Here is a 20,538-nt window from a genome sequence, read left to right as displayed (position 1 = left end):
ACCCGCTGTTGCCCTCCGAGGAACGCTCCGATGCTCTCCCTCTCCACCGCCCTGATCGTCGTCCTGGCCTCCGCTCCAGCCCCCGCGTCCTGGCGGTTCGAGACGGGGGCCACTCCCGAGGTGAGTCTCAGCGCCGTCAATGGCTCCATCCAGGTGGAGGCCGTGGAGGGCCAGACGGTCTCGGTGGAGGCGCGGCGGGAGGACGGGGCGGACGTGAAGTCCTTCCTGGACGTGGAGCAGGACGGGGACGAGGTGAGCGTGACGGTGTGCTGTGGCCCCTGCGAGGAGCGGCGTGCGGCGTCCCGCTGCGACAATCCGGTGCCCGTGCACCTCGTGGTGAAGGTCCCCCGGGGCTCCGAGCTGGAGGTGAGCGCGGTGGGGGCTCCGGTGAAGGTGACGGGGGTGACGGGCTCCCTGGAGGTGACCACGGTCAACGGTGACGTGTCCCTGATTGGCTCGCGTGGCCGTCTGGAGGTGACCACGGTGGGCGGAAGCGTGGACCTGCGGCCCGATGACATCGACAACACCGAGGTGAGCACCGTGTCCGGCAACGTGAAGCTGAAGCTGCCGCGCGACGCGGGGGCCCGGGTGGAGTTCTCCTCGGTGGGAGGTCGCTTCAACGGTGGCGGGGCCTCCATGGGCTCCATCGAGCGGCGCTATGGCGACGGCAAGCATCCGGTGGAGGTCAGCACCGTGAATGGCTCGTTCGATCTCCAGTCCGACTCGGCCGCGAACTAGGACAACGAGGGGCGAGGTGCTCGCCGGATGAACTCCAAGGCGCCGGCGAGCGCCTTCTTTTTTTGGTGTGGCCAGGGAGACTCGACGTCCCGAGCGTCTGTCCGGTTGAGAGCGTGCGCGGGGTGGGGATGGAAGTTTCGCGAAGAGCAGTGATGTTCCAGCGGCGCTACACCTCTCTGCTGGAGCATAACGCATGCACAGAACCACCTTGCCCCTCGCTCGCTTGTCCGTCGTCGCCTTGTTGATGTCGCTCGCCGCCTGCGGGCCCGAGTCGAATGTCGAACCGAACGCGGGAGACGAGTCCACGCGCACCGCGGATGCCCTGGCCTCGACTCCGATCGGCAACTTCAAGGATGGCCTCATCACCTACTACAACGCGACCGGCGCGGGAGCCTGCAGCTTCGACGCGAGCCCGCAGGATCTCGACGTGGCCGCCATCGCCCAGGGCGAGTACGAGAACAGCGGGGCGTGTGGCTCGTGCGCCGAGGTGCAGGGACCGCTGGGCACGGTGCGCGTGCGCATCGTGGATGTCTGCCCCGGGTGCACCACCGCGGGCCACCTTGACCTCAGCCGCGAGGCCTTCGCGAAGATCGCCAAGCCCATCGATGGCCGCGTGGCCGTGAAATGGCGCTTCGTCTCGTGCCCCGTGACGGGCCCCATCCAGTACCGCTTCAAGACGGGGAGCAGCCAGTACTGGACCGCGATCCAGGTGCGCAACCATGCCCTGCCCATCAAGAAGCTGGAGTTCATGAGCAACGGCAAGTGGGTGGAGGTCCCTCGCCTGAGCTACAACTACTTCGTGCAGGCCTCGGGGATGGGCACGGGCTCCCTCCGGGTCCGGGTGACGGCCTCGAACGGGCAGGTGCTCGAGGACACCCTGCCGAGCATCCAGGCCGAGAAGACGTTCCCGGGCAAGGCCCAGTTCACGCCGTAGGCCGCGCGTGAGCCGGGTGGGGGGAGGGAGCGAGCGGAGGAGCCGGGACACGTGGGCTTGCCAGGGACGGGGCAAACCCGTCAGCCTGCGGCCCTGGAGGCCCTTCGATGAAAGTCGCTCATTCCCCCCTGCATGCCCGCCACGATGGGGGCAAGGAACTGCATCGCGGCGAGCTGGTGCCATGCTTCGAGATGCCGGTGCGCGCCGACTACATCCTGACGGCGGTGCGACGCGCCGGCTTCGAGGTGCTCGAGCCGCGTGCGTTCCCGCTGGAGTCGCTGTTGCGCGTCCACGATGCCGGCTTCATCGAGTTCCTGCGCACCGCCCACGCCGAGTGGCGGGCCGTCGGCAAGGAGGGCTTCATGTTGCCGAGCGGCTTTCCCGCCCGCGCCCTGCGACGTGATCACATCCCCTCCGGCATCAACGGCAAGATGGGCTACTACGCCTTCGATGCCAGCACGCCCATCGTCGAGGGCACCTGGGACGCCGCGCTCGCCGCCGCCCATTGCGCCCTGACGGCCGCCGCGTGGGTCGTCGAGGGCGAGAAGAGCGCCTATGCCCTGTGCCGTCCTCCCGGACACCATGCGGCTCGCTCCGTCTACGGCGGCTACTGCTTCCTCAACAACGCGGCCCTGGCGGCGCAACACCTGCGGGACCAGGGCTTCGAGCGGGTGGCGGTGCTGGACGTGGACTACCATCATGGCAATGGCACCCAGGACATCTTCTGGGAGCGTTCCGACGTGCTGTTCGTGTCCATCCACGCCACCCCGGAGACCGAGTACCCCTACTTCCTCGGCTATGCCGACGAGTGGGGCGAGGGCGCCGGAGAGGGATACACCCGCAACTTCCCGCTGCCGCGTGGCACCACCTGGAAGGAGTACGACATCGCCCTGGGCGCGGCGCTGGATGTCGTGGGCGGGTTCGCGCCGGATGCGCTCGTGGTGTCGCTCGGTGTGGATACCTACGGGGGAGATCCGATCAGCGCCTTCAAGCTCGCCACGGAGCACTTCCCGCTGATGGGAAGGCACCTGGCCGAGCTGAAGGTGCCCACCGTCTTCGTGCAGGAGGGCGGCTACGCGGTGGAGGAGATCGGCACCAACGTCGCCGGAGTCCTGGAGGGGTTCCTGGGCGGGTAGGGTCTACGGATGATCCGCGAGGACGATCGAGAAGGGATGACGATCCGCGGTGCGCAGGTCGGGGTCGTAATCACCCGTGGGCACGACGGTGACGATGAGGGTGCGCTTCTGATCCCCCGCGAACTTCAGCTCCTTCGGGCCCGTGGAGAGATCCAGCACCTCGCCATCGGAGTCCGGCGTCAGACCGGGCACGGCCTGGACGATGAAGCGGCGCGACGCGTCGCTGGGGGCCTCGAGTGACACATAGAGCGTGCCCGGCGTGCCCGCGCCGGCCGCCAGCTCGAGGTAGCTCGTGCCGAGCATCATCGGCGCGTTCTCGCCGATGTCGATCTTCCCCGGCCTGGCCTCCTGCTGGGCCGCCAGCGCGATTTTGGCCGCCTGGAGGTTCTCCAGACCGTCCTTGAAGTGACGGAAGTGTTTGTTGTCCACGTGGTCGCCCGTGTACCAGCGCCAGCGCGAGAACTCGGGGACGCTCTGCACGTAGCTCGAGCCGTGGCTGGCCAGCAGCTCGTCGAGCGCATCGGCGAAGTCCGGCTCGTTGAGCGTCTGATCCTCTCCCGCGCCCGGCGGGTTGCGCGACTTCAGCCACATGCTCGAGAGGAACCGCGCGTCGCCCCCGAAGAAACGATCCTTCAGGTAGAGCAGGTACATGGAGGAGCCGTACATGTACCAGGTCTCGTACTCATCGTAGTAGTCGAGCGCCCAGTCGGGGTGGGCCTGGAAGTCGTCGAAGTAGGTCTTGATGTAGCGGTTCGCGTACACCTGATCCGTGAAGACCGCGGACATCTCGAAGGTGATGGGGGACTCGTACCAGTCGTCCGCGGCCTGCGAGGCATGCGCCATCTCGTGGACGACGGTCTCCTCGAGCTCGACACCGCCGTAGGGGCCCCACGGGTCGACGATCATGTAGCCGCGCCGGTCATCCCACGCCGTGGTGGGCTCGCCCGACAGGACGTTGACGAGACAGCTGCGGTGCCCCTTCCACACGAACACGTCGAAGGCCTCATCGGGCCCGCACTCGCCAGCGTCGGTGATGGCCGGGCGCATGCCGAGCTGGTTGACGTGGTAGTCCCAGCCCTTCTCGACGAAGCCGAGCACCTGCTGGGCCGTCTCCCGCTCGCTCTCCTTGTAGTAGTGCACGAGCACCGGAAGCGTCGTGGAGCGGATGGAGTAGGGGAACATCTCGTTGAAGTCGGAGCGCCCGCAGATGGGCGTGTTCTCGGCCAAGGGGTGCGTGTAGTCGGGGGAGTCCGGCTTTTCGTCCTCGGTGGGACCGCAGCCGGCGGCGGCGAGCCCCAGTCCGAGCGAGGCCCACCAGGACAGGCGCTTGAGCGCACCAGGACGCTGGGACGAGCGCGAGAGGGGCTGCTTCGGAGCAGGGGCGGGGAACGACGAGGGCATGGAGTGGATTCCTTTGAACACGGTATGGCGGTGCACGACGTGGAGACGCCCCTCGCAATGTACGTGCCTGGAGCGGGCTGGCTCCCATTCTCTCGAAGTCGGGGCCTCGTGGAGAGGGCGCTCCGCCGCGTCTGACGCACGGGTAACGAATCCGCGGAGACGGTTGACGTGTCCGCACTGCACACCCTCGCGCGGCCGATTTGACACTAAGTGCCAGATTCGACATAGGATGTCGTTGCATCCAGGCCACGTGGGTCCGGAGTGTTCAGCCCCAGGAGGGTGACGCATGAGCAAGGTATGGTTCGTTACTGGCTCTTCTCGCGGATTTGGACGCCAGTTCGTCAAGGCCGCCCTGGAGCGTGGAGACCGGGTCGCCGCGACGGCCCGGAACGCCGACTCCCTGTCGGACCTCGTCGGTCGGTTCGGAAAAGCCATCTACCCGCTGGCTCTCGACGTCACCCACAAGGCCGCCGCGGAGGCCGCCCTCCGTGAGGCGTCAGCGCATTTCGGCCGGCTGGACATCGTCGTCAACAATGCCGGCTACGGGCAGTTCGGGTTCGTCGAGGAGGTCTCCGAGCAGGAGGTCCGGGCCCAGATGGAGACCAACTTCTTCGGTGCGCTCTGGGTGACCCAGGCCGCTGTCGCGCTCATGCGCCAACAGGGTTCGGGTCACATCATCCAGATCTCCAGCATCGGTGGCGTTGCCGCCTTCCCCTCGCTCGGCATCTACCATGCGTCCAAGTGGGCGCTCGAGGGCATGAGCGAGTCACTGGCCCAGGAATGCGCCGGGTTCGGCATCAAGGTGACGATTGTCGAGCCTGGAGGCTTCAGCACTGATTGGGGCGGAAGCTCCGCCGTGCACGCCAGGAAGAACGACGCCTATGAGGGCCTGCGCAAGGCCATGGCCGCTCGGCGGAGCGGCGCGTCCTACGGAGATCCCGTGGGGGCCGCCAACGCGCTCCTGCGCATCGTGGATGCGCAGAACCCACCCCTGCGCGTCCTCTTCGGCGGCCAGCCCGTCGACATCGTCAAGGGTCTGTACGCCAGACGTCTGGAAACCTGGGCGCAGTGGGAAGAACTCTCCCGCGCGGCCGATGGCAAATGAGCGGAGGGACACGATGAAGCCGATGGATGAATCCCAGAAGCAGACCGTGGAAGGTGTTCCGTCCCCGGCGGGGACTTGCCCTTTCAAACACCTGATGGAGGCACCTGCTCCCTCCGGTGGCTCCGTGGTCCTCGACCGGGAGAATCCCGAGTTCCTGACCACCGCCTATGCCACCTACGCTCGCCTGCGCGAGCAGGCCCCCGTGGTGCGCACCCTGTTCGCCAGGGGAGTCATGGACACCCGCAAAGTGGACAGCCGCGCGGGCTCCACGGCGGACCTCGCCTCGAGCGAGGAGCGGCTCCTCGTCACCCGCTATGACGAGGCCGTGGCCGCGCTCCTCGATGGGAGCCTGTCCTCCGACTTCCGCACGGGGATGACGCCCCGGCAGATCGAGGGTCTGGCCCACATGCCCGAGGAGGCCAGACCCCTCGCCGACAGCCTCATCTCGCGCGACCCGCCCGACCACACGCGCCTGCGCAAGCTCGTCCAGCCGAGCTTCACCGCCCGCGCCATGGAGACCTTGCGGCCACGCGTCCAGCGCATCACCGACGCCTTGCTCGACAAGGCCGAGCGCGAGGCCGCCGGGCGCGGACAGGCGGCGCCGGATCGCCAGATGGACCTGCTCGAGGCGTTCGCCTATCCCATGCCCATCACGGTCATCAGCGACCTGCTCGGCATTCCCGAGGAGGACCGCGAGCGCATCAACCACCTGGCCGAGCTCCTCATGAACACCGACCGGTTCGACGCCTCGCTGGCGGCGACGCGGCGGGATCAGACGCGGCGATTCAACGCCTATCTGGAAGAGTTGTTCGAGCGCAAGCGGCGCGAGCCGGCCGAGGACATGATCAGCCAGATGGTCCATACGCAGGAGGAGGACGGAGACAGGCTCGGCCATGAGGAGATGATCTCCATGGTGCACGTCCTCTTCTTCGCCGGGCACCTGACGACCGTGAACCTGATTGGCAATGGCGTGGTCGCGTTGTTCTCCCACCCGGACCAGCACGCGCGCATGGTGGCCGACCCCTCGCTCGCCAAGGGAATGGTGGAAGAGACACTGCGCTACTGGGGTCCAGTCGATTACATCGGGACGGCGCGCACCGCCATCGCGGACACGCAGGTGGGTGGAGTCTCCATCCCCCAGGAGACGGAGCTGTCGATCGGTCTCGGCTCGGCCAACCGGGATCCCTCGCGCTTCCCCGATCCGGACGTGTATGACATCACGCGGCCCGAGGCTCACCGGAACATCGCCTTCGGCAAGGGCATCCATGTCTGCCTGGGCGCGCCCCTGGCCCGGCTCGAGGGGCAGATTGCCTTCGAGACCCTGTTCCGGCGCTACCCGAAGTTGCGGCTCGCGGTCCCCGCGGAGCAGTTGAAATGGGGCGCCGGAGTGGGCTCGGGCGTTGGTCTGCGCGGCTTCGCGCGCATTCCCGTCCTGTTCTAGGCGAGTCGACGCGTCCATGGGTCGCCAGGGGTTCGAGGGGTAGCGCGGAGTGGCACTGTCGGCATGAGGTGCCACCTGGTGCACCCGGAGGGGACGGCGTGCTACAGGGAGGGGCGAGGAAGGGACCGATCATGGACGGGCGAAGCAAGAGCCCCGAGCAGCCAAACCTGCGCGAGCGCAAGCAACGCCTGCTCCGCCTGGAACTCGGAGAGGTGGCGCTCAACCTGTTCGTCGAGCGGGGGTTCGCCGAGACCACCATCGAGGACATCGCGGAGGCGGCGGGCATCTCACGCCGGACGTTCTTCCGGTACTTCGAGACGAAGGAAGACGTCGTGCTCTGGCGGTTGCGCTACAGCAGCGAGCAGATCGGCGACGCGCTGGAGGCCCGGCCCGCCGACGAACCGCCCCTGCTGGCGGTGCGCAAGGCCCTGGATGCGGTGTACGAGGCCTATATCTCCGATCCGGAGCAAAACCGGAGTTACCTCCGATTCCTGCTCGAGACCCCCTCGCTTCGGGCCCACTTCCTCGACACCCGGGAGCAGTGGAGGGCACTCCTGGCGCGAATCCTGGCCGCGAGGCTGGGCGCCGGACGTGGCAAGAAGGAGTTGGCGCAGCTCACCGCCGCGGTGGCGATCGCCGCGCAGGATGTGGCCCTGCGCAGGTGGGCGGAGGACGGGTCCCAGAGTCTGCCGGAATATGTCGACGAGACCTTCGCGGCGCTTCCCGAGGTCTTGGCCACGTCACCGGGCCCGAGCGCTCCCGCCGCGAAGCGCGCCCGGCGATAGCGGCGGCCCGGGGCTCGTCGGGGGCAGTGGTGGGTCCACTCCCCGCACCGCCGGGTGTACGCTGCCTCGCGCGGCGGACCCGACGTCCGTCGCCCTCTCCCCCGGGATCCTCCTGACATGAAGATGAACGCTTCTGGGCTGCTCGCGGTCGGTGCGCTCCTCCTGCTCCAGGCATGCGCGGCGCAAGCCCCCGCCAGCTCCCGCTACTTCGACTCGAGCGGGCGCCCCGACGTGCTGAGCGGCGGCGCGCGGCGCATCGAGATCTCCACCTCGCAGGGCAGGTTCCACGTCTGGACGAAGCGCGTGGGGAACAACCCCACCATCAAGGTGCTGCTGCTGCACGGCGGCCCTGGCGGCTCGAGCGAGTACTTCGAGGCCGCGGACAGCTACTTCCCGGGCGCGAGCATCGAGTACTACTACTACGACCAGCTCGGCTCGTTCCGCAGCGACCAGCCCGACGACGCGAAGCTGGCGGCGCTGCTCGGCACGGAGCACTTCGTCGAGGAGGTCGAGCAGGTGCGCCAGGCGCTCGGCCTCGGCCGCGACAACTTCTACCTGCTGGGCCACTCGTGGGGAGGCATCCTCGCGATCGAGTACGCGCTCAAGTACCAGCAGCACCTCAAGGGCCTCGTCATCTCCAACATGATGGCGAGCATCCCCGCGTACAACGAGTACGCGAAGAACGTGCTGATGCCCCAGATGGACCCGAAGGTGCTCGCCGAGGTGCAGGCGCTCGAGGCGGCGAAGGACTACACGAATCCGCGCTACATGGAGTTGCTGGTGCCGAACTACTACGAGCAACACATCCTGCGCATGCCGTTGGCGCAGTGGCCCGAGCCGGCGTCACGCGCCTTCTCGCACAGCAATCAGAAGGTCTACGTGCCCATGCAGGGCCCGAGCGAGATGGGCGCGAGCGGCATCCTCGAGAAGTGGGACCGGACGAAGGACCTTCCGGCCATCACCGTGCCCACGCTCACCATCGGGGGGCGGTACGACACCATGGACCCCAAGCACATGGAGTGGATGGCGAGCCAGGTGCGGCGGGGCCGCTACCTGGACTGCCCCCAGGGCAGCCACATGTCCATGTATGACGATCAGCGGACGTACTTCACGGGGCTCATCCGCTTCATCCAGGACGTGGACACGGGTCGCTTCTGAGCGTCAGCGGGGCCAGCGCCACTCAGGCTTGGAGAGGTGCTCGGCGAGAAACCCGGCGAGCGCCTCGATCTTGGCCGGGCGCACGCGGGCCGTGGGTGTGACGAAGTAGAGACCGCCCGTCGTCAGCGTCCAATCTCTCAAGATGGCCTCCAGCCGTCCGTCGCGGAGGTATTCGCTCGCGATGAACTCGGGCAGCTCGGCGATGGCGAGGCCCGCGAGTACGGTGGGCACCAGGGCATCCGCGTTGGTGACGCGAAGCTGTCCGCTGGGCGTAACGGTCTCCTCGTCGCCGGCGGCGTTGGCCAGCCGCCAGACGTCGCTGCGCGCGCGATAGGCGTACCCCAGGCAGTCGCGGCCGTTCAGGTCTCGAGGGTGCTTCGGCCGGCCGTGCCGCTTCAGATAGCTCGGTGCCGCGACGATGAAGCGTGAGACCGCGCAGAGCCGTCGCGCGACCAGCGATGGATCCAGTTGCACCGCGATTCGCAGCGCCGCGTCGAAGCCCTGTCCCACCACATCCACGGTCGCGTCCGAGAGGTGGAGATCGACCGACACTTCCGGGTAGGCGCGGAAGAACTCTGGCAGGAGCGGTGCCACCCAGCGCACCCCGAAGGACATCGGCACCGCCAGGCGGATGACGCCGCGAGGCCGGGCGGACAGCTCCCGCGCCGAGTCCTCCACCTGCTCGGCGTCGCGATAGATGCGGCTCGCGCTTTCCGCGACCGTCCGCCCGAACTCCGTCAGCGCCAGCTTCCGCGAGGTGCGGTTGAAGAGCCGCGCGCCGAGCCGCTCCTCCAGCCGGCTGACACCCCGCGAGACCGTCGCGACGGACAGGCCCATGGCCCGCGCGGCCGCCGAGAACGACCGCTCCTCGGCCACCTTGGCGAACATCGCCAGCCCCTCGAAATCCGGCAGTTTCGACATCGACAATCCTGCAACGATGGTTTGCGGGCCTTTCTATTTCGCGAAGATAGGGGTGTCGATACCTCTTGCCCATCGTCGGCCGTGCGAGCCCCTCGCCGCCTGGCGGCATTCCACGGGAACCCACCATGAAGAGCCTCATCGCACTCGCCACCCTGGCGTTCGTTTCCACGACTTCGCTTTCCACCCCGGCCCAGGCCGCCCCGAAGCAGACCGCCGCTGTGACCGACGCGGCGCTGGTCCGCACGCTGCCGGGCTTCACCAACGCCGAGGCGACGGTCAACGGCGTGCGGCTGCATTACGTCGTCGGAGGGAAGGGCTCGCCGGTCGTGCTGCTCCCGGGCTGGCCGCAGACCTGGTGGGCCTTCCACAAGATCATGCCCGCGCTCGCCCGCGATCATCAGGTGATCTCCGTCGACCTGCGCGGAATGGGCGGCTCCGACAAGCCGGCCGACGGCTACGACAAGAAGACGATGGCCCGGGACATTCTCGAGCTGGTCCGCCAGCTCGGCCATGACAAGGTCGATCTCGTCGGCCACGACATCGGTGCCCAGGTCGCGTTCAGCTTCGCGGCCAACCATCCGGAGGCGACGCGCAAGCTCGTCCTGCTCGACGTGCCGCACCCGGATGCCCAGCTCGCCACCTGGCCGCTGCTTCCGGCCGTTGGCACCTTCGGCGACAAGATCGACGAGGCCCATCCGTTCGCCTGGTGGTTCGCCTTCCATCAGGTGAAGGGTCTGCCCGAGCAGATCCTCGAGGGCCGCCAGCACCTCGAGCAGGAATGGTTCTTCCGTTATCTGCTCAAGGACGAGAGCGCCATCGATGTTCGGGACCGCGCGGTCTATGCCGCCGCCTATGCCAGCCGCGAGGCGATCCGCGCGGGCAACGCCTGGTATCAGGCCTTTCCTCAGGACATCGTCGATGACGGGACCTACGGCAAGCTGACGATGCCGGTGCTCGGCCTGGGCGGCCCGGGCTTCGGGTGGTTGAAGGCCACGTTGTCGGGCAAGGCCACGGACCTGCGAGTGATCAAGGTCGAGGGCAGCGGACACTTCATCGCCGAGGAGAAGCCCGAGGCCACCCTCGGCTACCTCGCCGACTTCCTGAAGTAGCCACCGCGGCCCACCAGCGTCCTCCCCAGGTACGGAGCAGATCATGAACGACATCCAGAGCCCCTCGAGTCTTCCCTCCCGCCGTCAGCTCCTGCGGATGATGGCCGGAGCGTCAGCCCTCGCCGCCGTGGGGAGCGAGACGATCGCCGAGGCGGCGGGCGCCCCCGTGGGCCCCACCACCCCCCAGGTGACGCCGTTTCGCGTCTCGATTCCCCAGGCGGCGCTGAACGATCTCAAGCGACGGCTGGCGGCGACGCGGTGGCCCGAGCGCGAGACGGTGAACGATTGGTCCCAGGGCGTCCCGCTCGCCAAGGCGCAGGCGCTGATCGCCTATTGGCGCGACCGTTATGACTGGCGGAAGTTCGAGGCGCGACTGAATGCCTTTCCCCAGTTCCGTACCCAGATCGACGGGCTCGGCATCCACTTCCTGCACGTCAAATCCTCTCATCCCGATGCGCTGCCGATTGTCCTCACCCATGGCTGGCCGGGCTCGATCGTCGAGTTCCTGAAGATCATCGGTCCTCTCACCGAGCCCACCCGCCATGGAGGAAGGGCGGAGGATGCCTTCCACGTCGTGATTCCCTCGCTCCCGGGATTTGGCTTCTCCGACAAGCCCGCGGAGACGGGCTGGGATGTCGCGCGCATCGCCAGGGCGTGGGGGGTGTTGATGCAGCGGCTGGGTTACACGAAGTGGGTGGCCCAGGGCGGCGATTGGGGTTCTGGTGTCACCCATGCGCTCGGCCATCTCCGCCCGGACGGTCTGGTCGCGGCGCACGTCAACTGGCCGCTCGTGTTCCCGGAGAAGTTGCCGGAGAACCCGACGCCCGACGAGCAGGCCGCGATCGACGCCGCCGGGCGCTTCGCGAACGAGCAGTACGGCTACTTCAAGGAGCAGGCGACGCGCCCCCAGACGATTGGTTATGCCCTGGCGGACTCCCCGGCGGGCCAGGCGTTGTGGATCTACGAGAAGTTCCAGGCGTGGACCGACAACCGGGGCAATCCCGAGGACGCCCTGTCGATGGACGAGATGCTCGACAACATCACGCTGTACTGGCTGACCGACACGGCGGCCTCCTCGGCGCGCATCTATTGGCAGAACTCGCAGGGCAAGCCCTCTGGCTTCTCGGCGGGGCGCATCGAGCTGCCCATGGCGGCGACGACCTTCCCGCATGAGCTCTACCGTGCGCCCAGGAAGTGGGCCGAGGCGCTGTGGCCCCACCTGCTCTACTGGGGCGAGGTGGACAAGGGCGGGCATTTCGCCGCCTTCGAACAGCCGGCGGTGTTCGCGAACGAGCTGCGCAAGGCATTCCGGACTGTCCGGTAGGCTGACGCGCAAGTCCAGGCATCGCCGATATGCGCGTCCGGGTGAGGGATTTCCTGGGCGAGACCTCACCCAGGAGCAATTCCACCTCGCATGACGCCGAGAATGGCGCGCCCTCCGTCGCTCAGGAGCCCGGAGCGACCACCGTCAGACGGACCGACTTCGCGATGTTTCCCGCCACTGTCCGGCCAATGGGGCAGAACTGCTCGGCTCGTTCGGAGAGGGTCCGGAGGGTTGCCTCGCTCGCGCTGGAGACGATGCGCGGGAGGAGCATGATCGCTTGGACAGAGGGCCTGGGGCCCATGTCCATCCGCAGCTCTCCTTCGAGCTCCAGGCCCTCGTACGCAATCCCCGCCTTGTCGAGGATGATTCCGAAGGTGATGAGGTAACAGCTCGCGACGGCGCTCAGGAGCAGGTTCTCGGGGGTAGCGGCTTCTCCGAGCCCTTGGAAGTCCTTCGGCAGCGTCACGCGGGTCTCGAAGCCCTCGCTTGCCTGGAGGAACCCGCTTCCACCCGTGCCGCCCTTCCATCGTGCCTTGATATGTGTCTGGCTCATTCGTGACCTTCCTGTGAGGGCGCCTCTTCGCGCAGGGCAATCTCGCCAAGGTTCTGCAGGAGTGGAGTATTCTCGCAGGCCACGTACTCGGCCTCATGCCGCGCGTCGGTGTTGACGTGGCGATGCCAGGCCCAGACGGGAACGTAGACGGCGTCACCGGCCTTCCACTCGACCTTCCGGTTCTCGACGAGCGTGTAGCCTTGGCCCTTCGTGATGTAGAGGATTGTCTCGTAGTTGTGCCGGTGCAGCCGTGTGGATTGCCCGGCCCGCAGGTGCCCAATCGTCAGGCTGAGGGTTCGCGATGGCAGGTCCACGATCGCCACGCCGTGGCCCCGCTCGTCCGAGAACGCGCCGTGGATCTGCTCCGTCACTCCCGCGTGGTGCAACCGTTCGGGCACTCGAGCGCGGAGCACCGCCCGCGTTTGAGCGAAATCCTTCGAGCTAAAATGCACCGGAAGCCCTCCTCGAAGCGCCAGCGGATTGCTCCTCGGACGCGGAGAGGGCCGCGAAGAACGCGCGGCGCGCCTCGATGATCTCCTCCGCGGCCGCGCGCAGCACGTCCCGCTTGCCGGGCCGCTCGGCGAGCTCACGCTCGATGATGTGCTTCATCGTCAGCGCATGGTCATCATCACCCTCGATGTGCATGGGAAAGAAGGTGAGGTCCCGTTCCGGGAAACCAGCACTCAGAAGGCCGGTGAGGATTTGCTGGTAGACGTGCGGGACGATGGCCTCCGCGCCGAGGCAGAGCGCGCCGAGTCCGACCAGGGGATCGGAGTCCGAACAGAGCCGCAACATGTTCCTCACCAGGGCCGTTGTCTCCGCGAGCGGCGGCCAGGCCGAGGGATCCAATCCGAAGGCGTCCAGCATCCGCCGGTAGATTTGCGAGTGGGGCACCTCGCCCATGTCGCCGAGCCCCATTTCCTCGAAGAGGTTCTCCGTCAGGGCGAAGCGGTCGGTCTCGCTGGTCAGGTTCGCCAGCAAGGCGCAGAGGTAGCGCGTGAAGTGGCGGGAGTAGTGGTATTGCTGCACGAGGAATCTCTCGAGCACGTCGCGGGCCGCGGTTCCTTGGCGGCAGCGGATGAGGAACTCGGTGGCATCGAGCCGCTCCAGGGATTCCCTCGGGAGCAGGCCATTCCAGCGAGCCGACAGCTGAGTAGCGGGGGTCATTGTACGATTCCTTTTCTTGTTTCAGGCTCAGGCCGCCGATTGCCGCGTGGGCCGGGGCTCATTCATTCGCAGAATCCGCTTCAGGACCTTGCCCGTGGTCCCCAGGGGGATGGCGTCCACATCGACGGCCAGGACTCCTCCCAGCGTGGGCAGGCCCGCGCGCGAGAGCTCCTGGTTGAAACGGCCAGCGAGCTCTGACGTGTCATGGCCCGAGAGGTCCGAGCCCGGCCGTATCCGCACGTAGGCCACCGCGCGGATGGCACCCGTGGCCCCGTCTTCCCGGCCGAACACCGCGCAGTCCGCGATCGCCGGGAAGCGGCTCAGCAGGAACTCCTCGGTCTGCAGGCCATAGACCGGCCCGCTGGGCGTGAGGATCACGTCCGGAGTGCGATCCACGTGGTAGATACGGCCCTCCTCGTCGCGGTAGGCCAGGTCTCCGGTGAGGAAGTAGCCCGAGAGACGGGACCGGTACGTGAGCTGGCTGTTGTTCCAGTACCCCGTTGTCACCGAATGCGCTTTCACCCCGAGCCGCCCGACCTGGAATGGCGGAAGCTTGTCCCCCTCTTCGGAGAGGATCTGCGCATCCACCCATTCGAGCGGCCGCCCGACGCACCGGTTGTAGTGATTGGTCTTGAGCGTATGGACGTGGCGGAACAGCGAGAACCCCATCTCGGAGGAGCCCATGCCGTCGATGAACACCGAACCGGGCTGCCGCTGGCCGTTCTGCTCATGGAAGCCATGGCGGATGAGCGCCCGGATATGGCTCTCATGGGCCGCGTCGCCGCCATTGAACCAGAGGTTCACCGAGGAAAGATCGAAGGCGTCCATCTCGCACTCGGTCATCTCGACGTAGGTCTGCGGGAAGGAGACGACCATGCTGGGCTTGAACGTATCGATCTGCCGCAACACCGCGCGTCCCGAGTGATCGGAGGCGATGTAGACCGGCGTCCCGCTCAGCAGCGCGAGCATGAGATAGGCGATGGCGCAGTTATGGGAGTGAGGGAGCGATGACAGGATGCGCTCACCTCCGGTGACCCTGGGGACTCCCAGGCGGTAGCGCACCCCATGGAAGAAGCGCTCGTGCTGGAGCAGCACGGCCTTGGGAATGCCGGTCGTTCCCGAGGAGTGCGCGATCATGATCGGGTCATCGGCGGAGAACTCGTGCCGCCGGTAGGTGGGCAGGGAGGCCTCCTGGGTTCCACGGATATCGGCCTCGGTCACGATGAACCCAGACACGCTTTCCTGGACGAGGGGACGCAGGGCCTGGATGTGGGACGCATCCGTGAAGACGCCGGCCACGCCGACGTTGCGCGCATGCGCCGCGGCGATCCGGGGCTCCATGTTGCCGTTGGTGAGGACTCCGATCGCGCCCAGGTGCGTGAGCGCGAGGTAGTGGATGAGGTACTCCACCCCGTCGTCGAGGTAGACAAAGACGGGATCCGCGGTGCGTACCCCCAGCTTCTTGTAGAGCCGGGCGTAGAGGTGCGCGAGGCGGGCGAGCTGCTCGAGGCTGAGTTGCTGGAACTTCTCTCCCGTGAACGTCTTCAGCTCGCGCTCGAGATGGAGAATGGGCACTCGCGGGTCCGGGCTCACCTTCAGGGCCCAATCCAGGAAGTTGCCGGCGCCCAGCACCGGGTCCTTCGCGAGTTGGAGGCGGAGCTCGTCAGCGACGAGCGTGGATGGCATTGCAGTCATGGGTGATGGCTCTTTTCTACGGGTCAGGTGTAATCCAATGACTTCCAGTCCTCGTTTTCGCCGAAGAGAAAACGGGGCTTCTGCATCGGGACCTCGCGTGAGAGCAGCGCTTCCGGAACGAAGCACTCCGCCGGGACGGCGGCGACCCTCACGCGGACTCCAGGGACAGTGGCTTCAATGGCTTGCAGGATGCGCCCGCACGCCACGTCTTCGTTCTGCGTCTCCACGTGGATCTGGGCTTCCAGCGCACCGTCCCGGACGCGGGCTCGCCAGAACCACAAGCCTGTCTCCGCGGCGTTCGCATAGACGGCCTCTTCCAGCTCCAGGGCGGAGAATGCCCGGGTGCCAGCGTTCATCACGCCCGTCTTCCGCCCCAGGACGCGAAGGGTTGGCAGCGTGCGGCCGCACTCACACGGTGCATGCGAGAGCTCGACCACATCCTCCAGATCGTAGCGGATGAGGGGCATGGCCTCGCGGAACAGGGGCGTGACGACGAGGCTTCCTGCCCCTTCCTCACGGAACTCACCCGTCTGGGGATCGTGCACCTCGAAGTAGAGCCGGTCGCTCCAGAGGTGGAGCCGCCCCTGCTCGCACTCTCCCGCCAGGCTACCGGTCTCGGTCGAGCCGTAATCGATGAGGACGCGTTTTCCACCCCAGAGTGCCTCGATGTGGGCGCGCTTCGCGGCACTCAGGGGCTCTCCAGCGGCCAGGAAGGTTCGCAACCGGGGAAAATCTCGCGCGGGGGCCCGTCCCGCCCTTCGCGCGGCATAGGCCCAGAGCAGCGCTTCGGTAGGCATGCACCAGGCGACCGTCACCGGCAGGTCGTGCAGCAGCCGAAGCACCCGGGAGTAGGGCATGTTGGCCGAGCGGTTGTCCGCGGGAACGATGGTGGCGCCCACGGAGCGTGCCGCGCCATGCATCTGGTGGGCGGTCGTCACCAGCGCATAGGGCGTCTTGATCAGCACCATGTCCTGCCGGCAAAGCCTCACGCCATTGCGCAGAAAGCGCGAGAGGATGTCTTCCCAATCGCTCTCGGTGAAATACGAGGAGATGGGATGTCCGCTCGTTCCCGAGGACTCGTGGTAGGTGCTGAGCTGGCTTTGCGGGACAGCGAGAAGCCCGAAGGGGTAGGCCGCCCGCAGATCCTCCTTCCTCGTCAGTGGCAACCGCTCCCAGCTCCGCCGGTCGAGCTTCTCCGCCCTTGGCAACCGGCCTTCGTAGAAGGGAGCGGACCGGGCGCGCAGCAGGGCTTCTTCCAGTTGCTGCCGGGGAAATGCATGCACGGGTGGGTTCATGAGCTGGCTCTCGCGAGGAGACGCCGGATGTTGCCGCCGGTGATTGCCTCCATTTCCGTGTCGCTCAGGGTGAGCTCCCGGACCTTGCAGAGTTCCGCCGCCGCGCTCTGCAGGGGGTACTCGGACCCGTACAGGAGCCGGGAGGCACCGAGCACGTCGGCCGCGTACTGAATCACGTGCTTGAAGGCCCCCGAGGTCTCGAAATAAAGGTTCGGGTACCCGGCAATCGCGTCGACCCCGTCGTAGTCGAGCTCGCCGATTCCGCCATGGCCCAGGATCAACCGGAGCCCGGTGTACCGCTCCGCCAGGCGCACCAGGTCCGTGACCCGGAATCCGTCACGGTCCAGGCAATGCAGATACACGGGATGCCCGTGCTCTCGAGCCACATCCAGGTAGGCCGAGGTCCTCGGGGAGTCGAGCGGCACCCCGTGAACCGCGGGCCCCAGTTTCAGGCCCGCGAAGCGCGGTCCGAGTTCCCGGTATTCCTTCGGGTCCAGCCAGGGATTGGCGAAGTAGAAAGGCACGAGCCGGCCCCCGGAGTGCTCGCAGAGCGCGAGGACCGCGCGGTTGTCACACGTCAAGCCCTGCGTCTCCGCTTGCGTCGGCTGTCGCAGGATCTGCCGGGAGAGCTGCCGGGGCGTCAGCAGTCCTCCTCCCACGACGATGCAGCGCTCGACATCGAGCCGATCCATCGTGGCGAGGAGCCGCTCGAAGGCTTCCCGTGTCGCCAACAGGTGGGCGTGGCTATCAACGAACGCTGGCAAGGGCCACCTCCCGTTCACCGCGCGCGGGCTCGCCGTGGACGAGCTTCGAGAGGTGCTCCAAGAGCAACGCCGGACTCTTCTTCACGAAGATGTTGCGTCCAATGCAGACCCCCCGCGCTCCCGCCCGGAGCGCATTCGAGACGTGCTCCAGCAGGGGCTCGTCGCCCGTCAGCTCGCCCCCGGCGACGAAGACCAGGGCGTCGCCCTGCACGTCCTCGAGCGCTTCGCGGAGCAGTTCCGGCCGCTCACTCATCCCAATCTTGAGCGCATCGGTGCCCAGCTCCACGGCGGTGCGCATCAGCTGCTTGATCCGGTGCAAGCGCTGCGGCTCCTCGCCCACCTTGTCGTAGATCATGGTCAGGACGGGCAGTCCGTAGCGGGCGGCTCCATCCACCACCTGTCCCAGCATCTTCCAGTTCGCCCGGTCATTCCGTCCGTTGAAGTTGACCTGGAGCGACACCGCGTCGGCCCCGAGCAGCAGGGCCGTCTCGATGCTCGTCAGCCATTCCTTGTCATCGACCGAGTCGGAGAGGCTGCTCATCCCGTTCAGGTGCAGGATGACACCCTTGCGGTCCAGGGCGCCCTGGTCCGCCAGACGCGAGAGGATTCCCTTGTGTGCGATGACCGCATCGACGCCGGGATGGCCGATCCAGCGTGCGATGCGGGCCGTGGACTCGATTCCCGTCAGGGGACCCACGGTGAGCCCATGATCGATGGGGACGATCACTGCCCGCTGGCTGCTCGCGCCCAGGATCTTCCCGAGCCGTACCTTCTTCGCCGTGTTCATCTCAGGGACCTTTTTCAACTTTCCTTGATGTTTTCGTCGATCTTGATTCCGACGTGGCGGCCCGGCGCCGCCTTGTGAGCCAGGATCCGATCGCCCGGTCGCAGCTCGGTGATGTTGAGAGGCTTTGCCTCGGGCGAGAAGACACGCACGTGCCAGTCGTCCTGGAGAATCACGTTGATCGTCTCTCCCGAGGCGAAGCGAGCCTCGATGAGCCGCAGCGGCCGCAGCTCGGTCTTCACCCGGCCAACAGGCGCTTGCCGGGTGCTCCCGTCGGAGGCAACCACCATCACGGCCGAACCCGCGTTGAGTTCGCTCATGTAATGGGTCCGGTTCGCGGCGTTGTAGACGTAGCTGTGCACACCCCCCGCGTTGACGCGGAACGGACGCTTCTCCATGTAAGGCAGGAAGAACACCTCAGGGCAGCACAGCACCCCTCCCTGCGAGGTGGAGCCCACGATCATCCCCTCGGTCGGCTCGAACAGCGTCGCCAGGTCGATGCAGCTCCGGAAGCCCATGCCGACCGGCTCGGACTTCGTGACCGTGGCCGGTTCGAGCGCGACGTGCTCCTGGCCACGCTCGGCGAGCCTGCGCGCGAAGCCTTCCAGCAACTCATGCTCGACTGGCGAGAACATCACGCCATCGGCTCCCACCTCCATGACGCCCAGGGTGACGATGGCGTCGTCGATGTCGGTGGGGTTCGCGATCTCCTTGATGAGGGTGGTGCCGGTGGCTTGCAGGGAGGCGATCACCAGCTCCAGGGGGATGTTCGTCGGGTCGCGGAAGCAGATCATCAGGAACGGATGGCGGAAGCCCTGCTGGATGGACCGGTGCAGGGACTCGCCGTCGTCGACGTACTGGTAGAGGCAGGTGGACAGGCCCGCCTCACCCGCGCGGGCCAGGAGGTCCTGATCCGCCGACACCGCGATCAGCGGGGACTGGACCCGCTGGAGGACCTCCTGGTGCGTGCCCGCCGCGAGCAACGCTTCCAATTCCCCCAGGGACTCCAGACGAACGGCGGTCTTCAGCCCTCCGGGAACCGCTGGCAGGAGGGCCTCGAGGTTTCGCGGATACAGCAGGACGCCCGTGTAGTGGAAGCGCCCCAGCCGCAGGAACAGGCCCTGATGGTCTTGTGGCGCCGAGAAGTTTTTCGTGTCGAACCAGAGCTGGGTCTGGTTCTGCTTCCCGGCTGTCGTGTTTCCGCTCATCGCCTCGAGGCGGATGGGCTTGCGGAGCACGGCCAGTTCCTCTGGCCGGGTGCTGGAGTATCCGTTCGTCAGTTCGTGTGTCATGCGACTTCCTTCTGGAGGTGATGGGTTGGGTTCAAAGGGAGCTCGGTTTCGTCGTGGCCGACCCAGGTGCCGCTTTCTTCATGGAAGGCGGAACGCACGTGGAGGCGGACACCGTGACGGGCCGCGAGCTGCACGGCGGAGCGCTGGAGCACCTGGGCCCCGGCTCTCACGAGGGCGTCCATCTGCTCGTAGGAGATGCGCTCCAGCTTCCGTGCGTGGGGATTGCGGCGTGGATCCTCGGCGAAGACTCCGTCGACATCCTTGAAGAGCTCACAGGCGTCGGCGCGGAGGCTGACGGCGAGCGCCACGGCCGTCATGTCCGAGCCGCCGCGCCCGAGCGTGACGAGGCGTTCCTCCGCGTCAACGCCCTGGAAGCCCGCGACGACTGGCAATTCTCCTCGAGAGAGCGAGGCCTCCAGCCGCGCCGTTTCGATCTCGACGATGCCCGCGTTGCCGAAGCATCCGTCGGTCCGGATGCGGATCTGGCTGGCCAGGAAGGACCGCGCCCGAATGCCGAATTGTTGGAGTGCCAACGCCATCAGCCCCGCGGAGACTTGCTCGCCCGCCGCGAGTACCGCGTCGACCTCGGCGTGCGCTGTCTCGGAAGAGAGCTGGGCCGCGAGCTCGACCAGGCGATCCGTCTCGTCGCCCATGGCGCTCACCACGGCGATGACCTGATGGCCTCTTGAGAACTCGGCACCAATGCGGGCCGCCGCACTGCGGATGCGCGCGGCGGTCGCGAGCGCGGCGCCTCCAAACTTCATGACCTGCCGGCGGTTCACGCCGCCCAGGCCGGTGATTGTATGCATCACTACTTCCTCTCTGCGGGCACCGCGACATGCGCGGAAGTCGTGAGCGGACAATTCCCATGAAGATTGCCCCGGAGGGAGGGAACGGGACTGCAACCCAACGTTCCACACGCTGGAACAACGACGG

Annotated in this window: 20 protein-coding genes; 9 read left to right on the top strand and 11 right to left on the bottom strand. The window is 67.0% G+C overall.

The window, feature by feature from the left end:
* The first annotated feature begins 30 nt into the window (after positions 1–30).
* From CYFUS_RS53170 to CYFUS_RS32515, 3 genes are all read left to right on the top strand, one after another.
* Entirely contained in the window at positions 31–738 is a 708-nt protein-coding gene (locus tag CYFUS_RS53170) for a DUF4097 family beta strand repeat-containing protein (protein WP_232536942.1), read from the top strand.
* A 193-nt stretch (positions 739–931) separates the two neighbouring features.
* Positions 932–1,672, top strand: coding sequence for an expansin EXLX1 family cellulose-binding protein (locus CYFUS_RS32520; RefSeq protein WP_095988756.1), 741 nt, complete (start codon positions 932–934; stop codon positions 1,670–1,672).
* A 107-nt stretch (positions 1,673–1,779) separates the two neighbouring features.
* On the top strand, positions 1,780–2,808 hold the full coding sequence (locus CYFUS_RS32515) for a histone deacetylase family protein (protein ID WP_095988755.1): 1,029 nt from the start codon (positions 1,780–1,782) through the stop codon (positions 2,806–2,808).
* A 3-nt stretch (positions 2,809–2,811) separates the two neighbouring features.
* Here CYFUS_RS32515 and CYFUS_RS32510 read toward each other — a convergent pair whose 3' ends face one another.
* Positions 2,812–4,209 carry a hypothetical protein gene (locus CYFUS_RS32510; RefSeq protein WP_232536941.1) on the bottom strand — a complete coding sequence of 466 codons (1,398 nt, stop codon included), beginning with the start codon at positions 4,207–4,209 and terminating at the stop codon, positions 2,812–2,814.
* 286 nt (positions 4,210–4,495) lie between these two features.
* Here CYFUS_RS32510 and CYFUS_RS32505 point away from each other — a divergent pair, with 286 nt between their 5' ends.
* From CYFUS_RS32505 to CYFUS_RS32490, 4 genes are all read left to right on the top strand, one after another.
* Positions 4,496–5,314 carry an SDR family oxidoreductase gene (locus tag CYFUS_RS32505; protein ID WP_095988754.1) on the top strand — a complete coding sequence of 273 codons (819 nt, stop codon included), beginning with the start codon at positions 4,496–4,498 and terminating at the stop codon, positions 5,312–5,314.
* 13 nt (positions 5,315–5,327) lie between these two features.
* Positions 5,328–6,755 (top strand): cytochrome P450 family protein, encoded by a 1,428-nt coding sequence (locus tag CYFUS_RS32500; RefSeq protein WP_095988753.1) that lies wholly within the window; start codon positions 5,328–5,330, stop codon positions 6,753–6,755.
* 131 nt (positions 6,756–6,886) lie between these two features.
* Positions 6,887–7,540: a TetR family transcriptional regulator gene (locus CYFUS_RS32495; RefSeq protein WP_157758790.1), complete on the top strand. Its 654-nt coding sequence runs from the start codon at positions 6,887–6,889 to the stop codon at positions 7,538–7,540.
* Positions 7,541–7,657: 117 nt separating this feature from the next.
* Positions 7,658–8,698, top strand: a complete 1,041-nt coding sequence (locus CYFUS_RS32490) for a proline iminopeptidase-family hydrolase (protein ID WP_095988751.1) — start codon at positions 7,658–7,660, stop codon at positions 8,696–8,698.
* 3 nt (positions 8,699–8,701) lie between these two features.
* Here CYFUS_RS32490 and CYFUS_RS32485 read toward each other — a convergent pair whose 3' ends face one another.
* Positions 8,702–9,619, bottom strand: a complete 918-nt coding sequence (locus CYFUS_RS32485) for a LysR family transcriptional regulator (protein WP_095988750.1) — start codon at positions 9,617–9,619, stop codon at positions 8,702–8,704.
* Between the two features lie 125 nt (positions 9,620–9,744).
* Here CYFUS_RS32485 and CYFUS_RS32480 point away from each other — a divergent pair, with 125 nt between their 5' ends.
* Together CYFUS_RS32480 and CYFUS_RS32475 are read left to right on the top strand one after the other, a co-directional pair.
* The gene (locus CYFUS_RS32480) at positions 9,745–10,728 is read left to right on the top strand and encodes an alpha/beta fold hydrolase (protein ID WP_095988749.1); all 984 of its coding nucleotides are present in this window, start codon (positions 9,745–9,747) and stop codon (positions 10,726–10,728) included.
* 43 nt (positions 10,729–10,771) lie between these two features.
* Complete coding sequence (locus CYFUS_RS32475; RefSeq protein ID WP_095988748.1) at positions 10,772–12,052, top strand: epoxide hydrolase family protein; 1,281 nt, start codon at positions 10,772–10,774, stop codon at positions 12,050–12,052.
* Between the two features lie 121 nt (positions 12,053–12,173).
* Here the strand turns inward: CYFUS_RS32475 and CYFUS_RS32470 are convergent, their stop codons facing one another.
* The 9 genes from CYFUS_RS32470 to CYFUS_RS32430 form a co-directional block, all read right to left on the bottom strand.
* Positions 12,174–12,605, bottom strand: a complete 432-nt coding sequence (locus CYFUS_RS32470) for an OsmC family protein (protein ID WP_095988747.1) — start codon at positions 12,603–12,605, stop codon at positions 12,174–12,176.
* Positions 12,602–12,976 carry a cupin domain-containing protein gene (locus tag CYFUS_RS32465; RefSeq protein ID WP_232536940.1) on the bottom strand — a complete coding sequence of 125 codons (375 nt, stop codon included), beginning with the start codon at positions 12,974–12,976 and terminating at the stop codon, positions 12,602–12,604. Before CYFUS_RS32465 ends, CYFUS_RS32470 begins: the two co-directional genes overlap by 4 nt.
* 70 nt (positions 12,977–13,046) lie before the next feature.
* Positions 13,047–13,772 (bottom strand): TenA family transcriptional regulator, encoded by a 726-nt coding sequence (locus tag CYFUS_RS32460; RefSeq protein WP_095988745.1) that lies wholly within the window; start codon positions 13,770–13,772, stop codon positions 13,047–13,049.
* Positions 13,773–13,799: 27 nt separating this feature from the next.
* Positions 13,800–15,467, bottom strand: a complete 1,668-nt coding sequence (locus CYFUS_RS32455) for a class I adenylate-forming enzyme family protein (protein ID WP_095988744.1) — start codon at positions 15,465–15,467, stop codon at positions 13,800–13,802.
* 23 nt (positions 15,468–15,490) lie between these two features.
* Entirely contained in the window at positions 15,491–16,762 is a 1,272-nt protein-coding gene (locus tag CYFUS_RS32450) for a phenylacetate--CoA ligase family protein (RefSeq protein ID WP_095988743.1), read from the bottom strand.
* Positions 16,759–17,526 (bottom strand): amidohydrolase family protein, encoded by a 768-nt coding sequence (locus tag CYFUS_RS32445; RefSeq protein ID WP_157758789.1) that lies wholly within the window; start codon positions 17,524–17,526, stop codon positions 16,759–16,761. The genes CYFUS_RS32450 and CYFUS_RS32445 overlap by 4 nt, the downstream gene beginning before the upstream one ends.
* Entirely contained in the window at positions 17,510–18,313 is an 804-nt protein-coding gene (locus CYFUS_RS32440) for a class I fructose-bisphosphate aldolase (protein ID WP_095988741.1), read from the bottom strand. Before CYFUS_RS32440 ends, CYFUS_RS32445 begins: the two co-directional genes overlap by 17 nt.
* 14 nt (positions 18,314–18,327) lie before the next feature.
* Positions 18,328–19,602 (bottom strand): 3-dehydroquinate synthase II, encoded by a 1,275-nt coding sequence (locus tag CYFUS_RS32435; protein ID WP_095988740.1) that lies wholly within the window; start codon positions 19,600–19,602, stop codon positions 18,328–18,330.
* Positions 19,599–20,411 carry a hypothetical protein gene (locus CYFUS_RS32430; protein WP_095988739.1) on the bottom strand — a complete coding sequence of 271 codons (813 nt, stop codon included), beginning with the start codon at positions 20,409–20,411 and terminating at the stop codon, positions 19,599–19,601. Before CYFUS_RS32430 ends, CYFUS_RS32435 begins: the two co-directional genes overlap by 4 nt.
* Between the last annotated feature and the right edge of the window lie 127 nt (positions 20,412–20,538).

Origin of the sequence: Cystobacter fuscus, assembly GCF_002305875.1 — a bacterium.
Taxonomy (GTDB): Bacteria; Myxococcota; Myxococcia; order Myxococcales; family Myxococcaceae; genus Cystobacter; species Cystobacter fuscus_A.
The sequence above is the reverse complement of the archived record's forward strand: the minus strand, read 5'-3'. Positions and strand labels throughout refer to the sequence as shown.

Excerpts from the sequence above, each read along its gene's own strand:
- CYFUS_RS32460 (WP_095988745.1), bottom strand. The coding sequence starts at position 13,772 with ATGACCCCCGCTACTCAGCTGTCGGCTCGCTGGAATGGCCTGCTCCCG.
- CYFUS_RS32485 (WP_095988750.1), bottom strand. The coding sequence starts at position 9,619 with ATGTCGAAACTGCCGGATTTCGAGGGGCTGGCGATGTTCGCCAAGGTG.
- CYFUS_RS32435 (WP_095988740.1), bottom strand. The coding sequence starts at position 19,602 with ATGACACACGAACTGACGAACGGATACTCCAGCACCCGGCCAGAGGAA.
- CYFUS_RS32490 (WP_095988751.1), top strand. The coding sequence starts at position 7,658 with ATGAAGATGAACGCTTCTGGGCTGCTCGCGGTCGGTGCGCTCCTCCTG.
- CYFUS_RS32450 (WP_095988743.1), bottom strand. The coding sequence starts at position 16,762 with ATGAACCCACCCGTGCATGCATTTCCCCGGCAGCAACTGGAAGAAGCC.
- CYFUS_RS32515 (WP_095988755.1), top strand. The coding sequence starts at position 1,780 with ATGAAAGTCGCTCATTCCCCCCTGCATGCCCGCCACGATGGGGGCAAG.
- CYFUS_RS32520 (WP_095988756.1), top strand. The coding sequence starts at position 932 with ATGCACAGAACCACCTTGCCCCTCGCTCGCTTGTCCGTCGTCGCCTTG.
- CYFUS_RS32500 (WP_095988753.1), top strand. The coding sequence starts at position 5,328 with ATGAAGCCGATGGATGAATCCCAGAAGCAGACCGTGGAAGGTGTTCCG.
- CYFUS_RS32510 (WP_232536941.1), bottom strand. The coding sequence starts at position 4,209 with ATGCCCTCGTCGTTCCCCGCCCCTGCTCCGAAGCAGCCCCTCTCGCGC.
- CYFUS_RS32455 (WP_095988744.1), bottom strand. The coding sequence starts at position 15,467 with ATGACTGCAATGCCATCCACGCTCGTCGCTGACGAGCTCCGCCTCCAA.
- CYFUS_RS32495 (WP_157758790.1), top strand. The coding sequence starts at position 6,887 with ATGGACGGGCGAAGCAAGAGCCCCGAGCAGCCAAACCTGCGCGAGCGC.
- CYFUS_RS32505 (WP_095988754.1), top strand. The coding sequence starts at position 4,496 with ATGAGCAAGGTATGGTTCGTTACTGGCTCTTCTCGCGGATTTGGACGC.
- CYFUS_RS32440 (WP_095988741.1), bottom strand. The coding sequence starts at position 18,313 with ATGAACACGGCGAAGAAGGTACGGCTCGGGAAGATCCTGGGCGCGAGC.
- CYFUS_RS32475 (WP_095988748.1), top strand. The coding sequence starts at position 10,772 with ATGAACGACATCCAGAGCCCCTCGAGTCTTCCCTCCCGCCGTCAGCTC.
- CYFUS_RS53170 (WP_232536942.1), top strand. The coding sequence starts at position 31 with ATGCTCTCCCTCTCCACCGCCCTGATCGTCGTCCTGGCCTCCGCTCCA.
- CYFUS_RS32470 (WP_095988747.1), bottom strand. The coding sequence starts at position 12,605 with ATGAGCCAGACACATATCAAGGCACGATGGAAGGGCGGCACGGGTGGA.
- CYFUS_RS32480 (WP_095988749.1), top strand. The coding sequence starts at position 9,745 with ATGAAGAGCCTCATCGCACTCGCCACCCTGGCGTTCGTTTCCACGACT.
- CYFUS_RS32430 (WP_095988739.1), bottom strand. The coding sequence starts at position 20,411 with ATGCATACAATCACCGGCCTGGGCGGCGTGAACCGCCGGCAGGTCATG.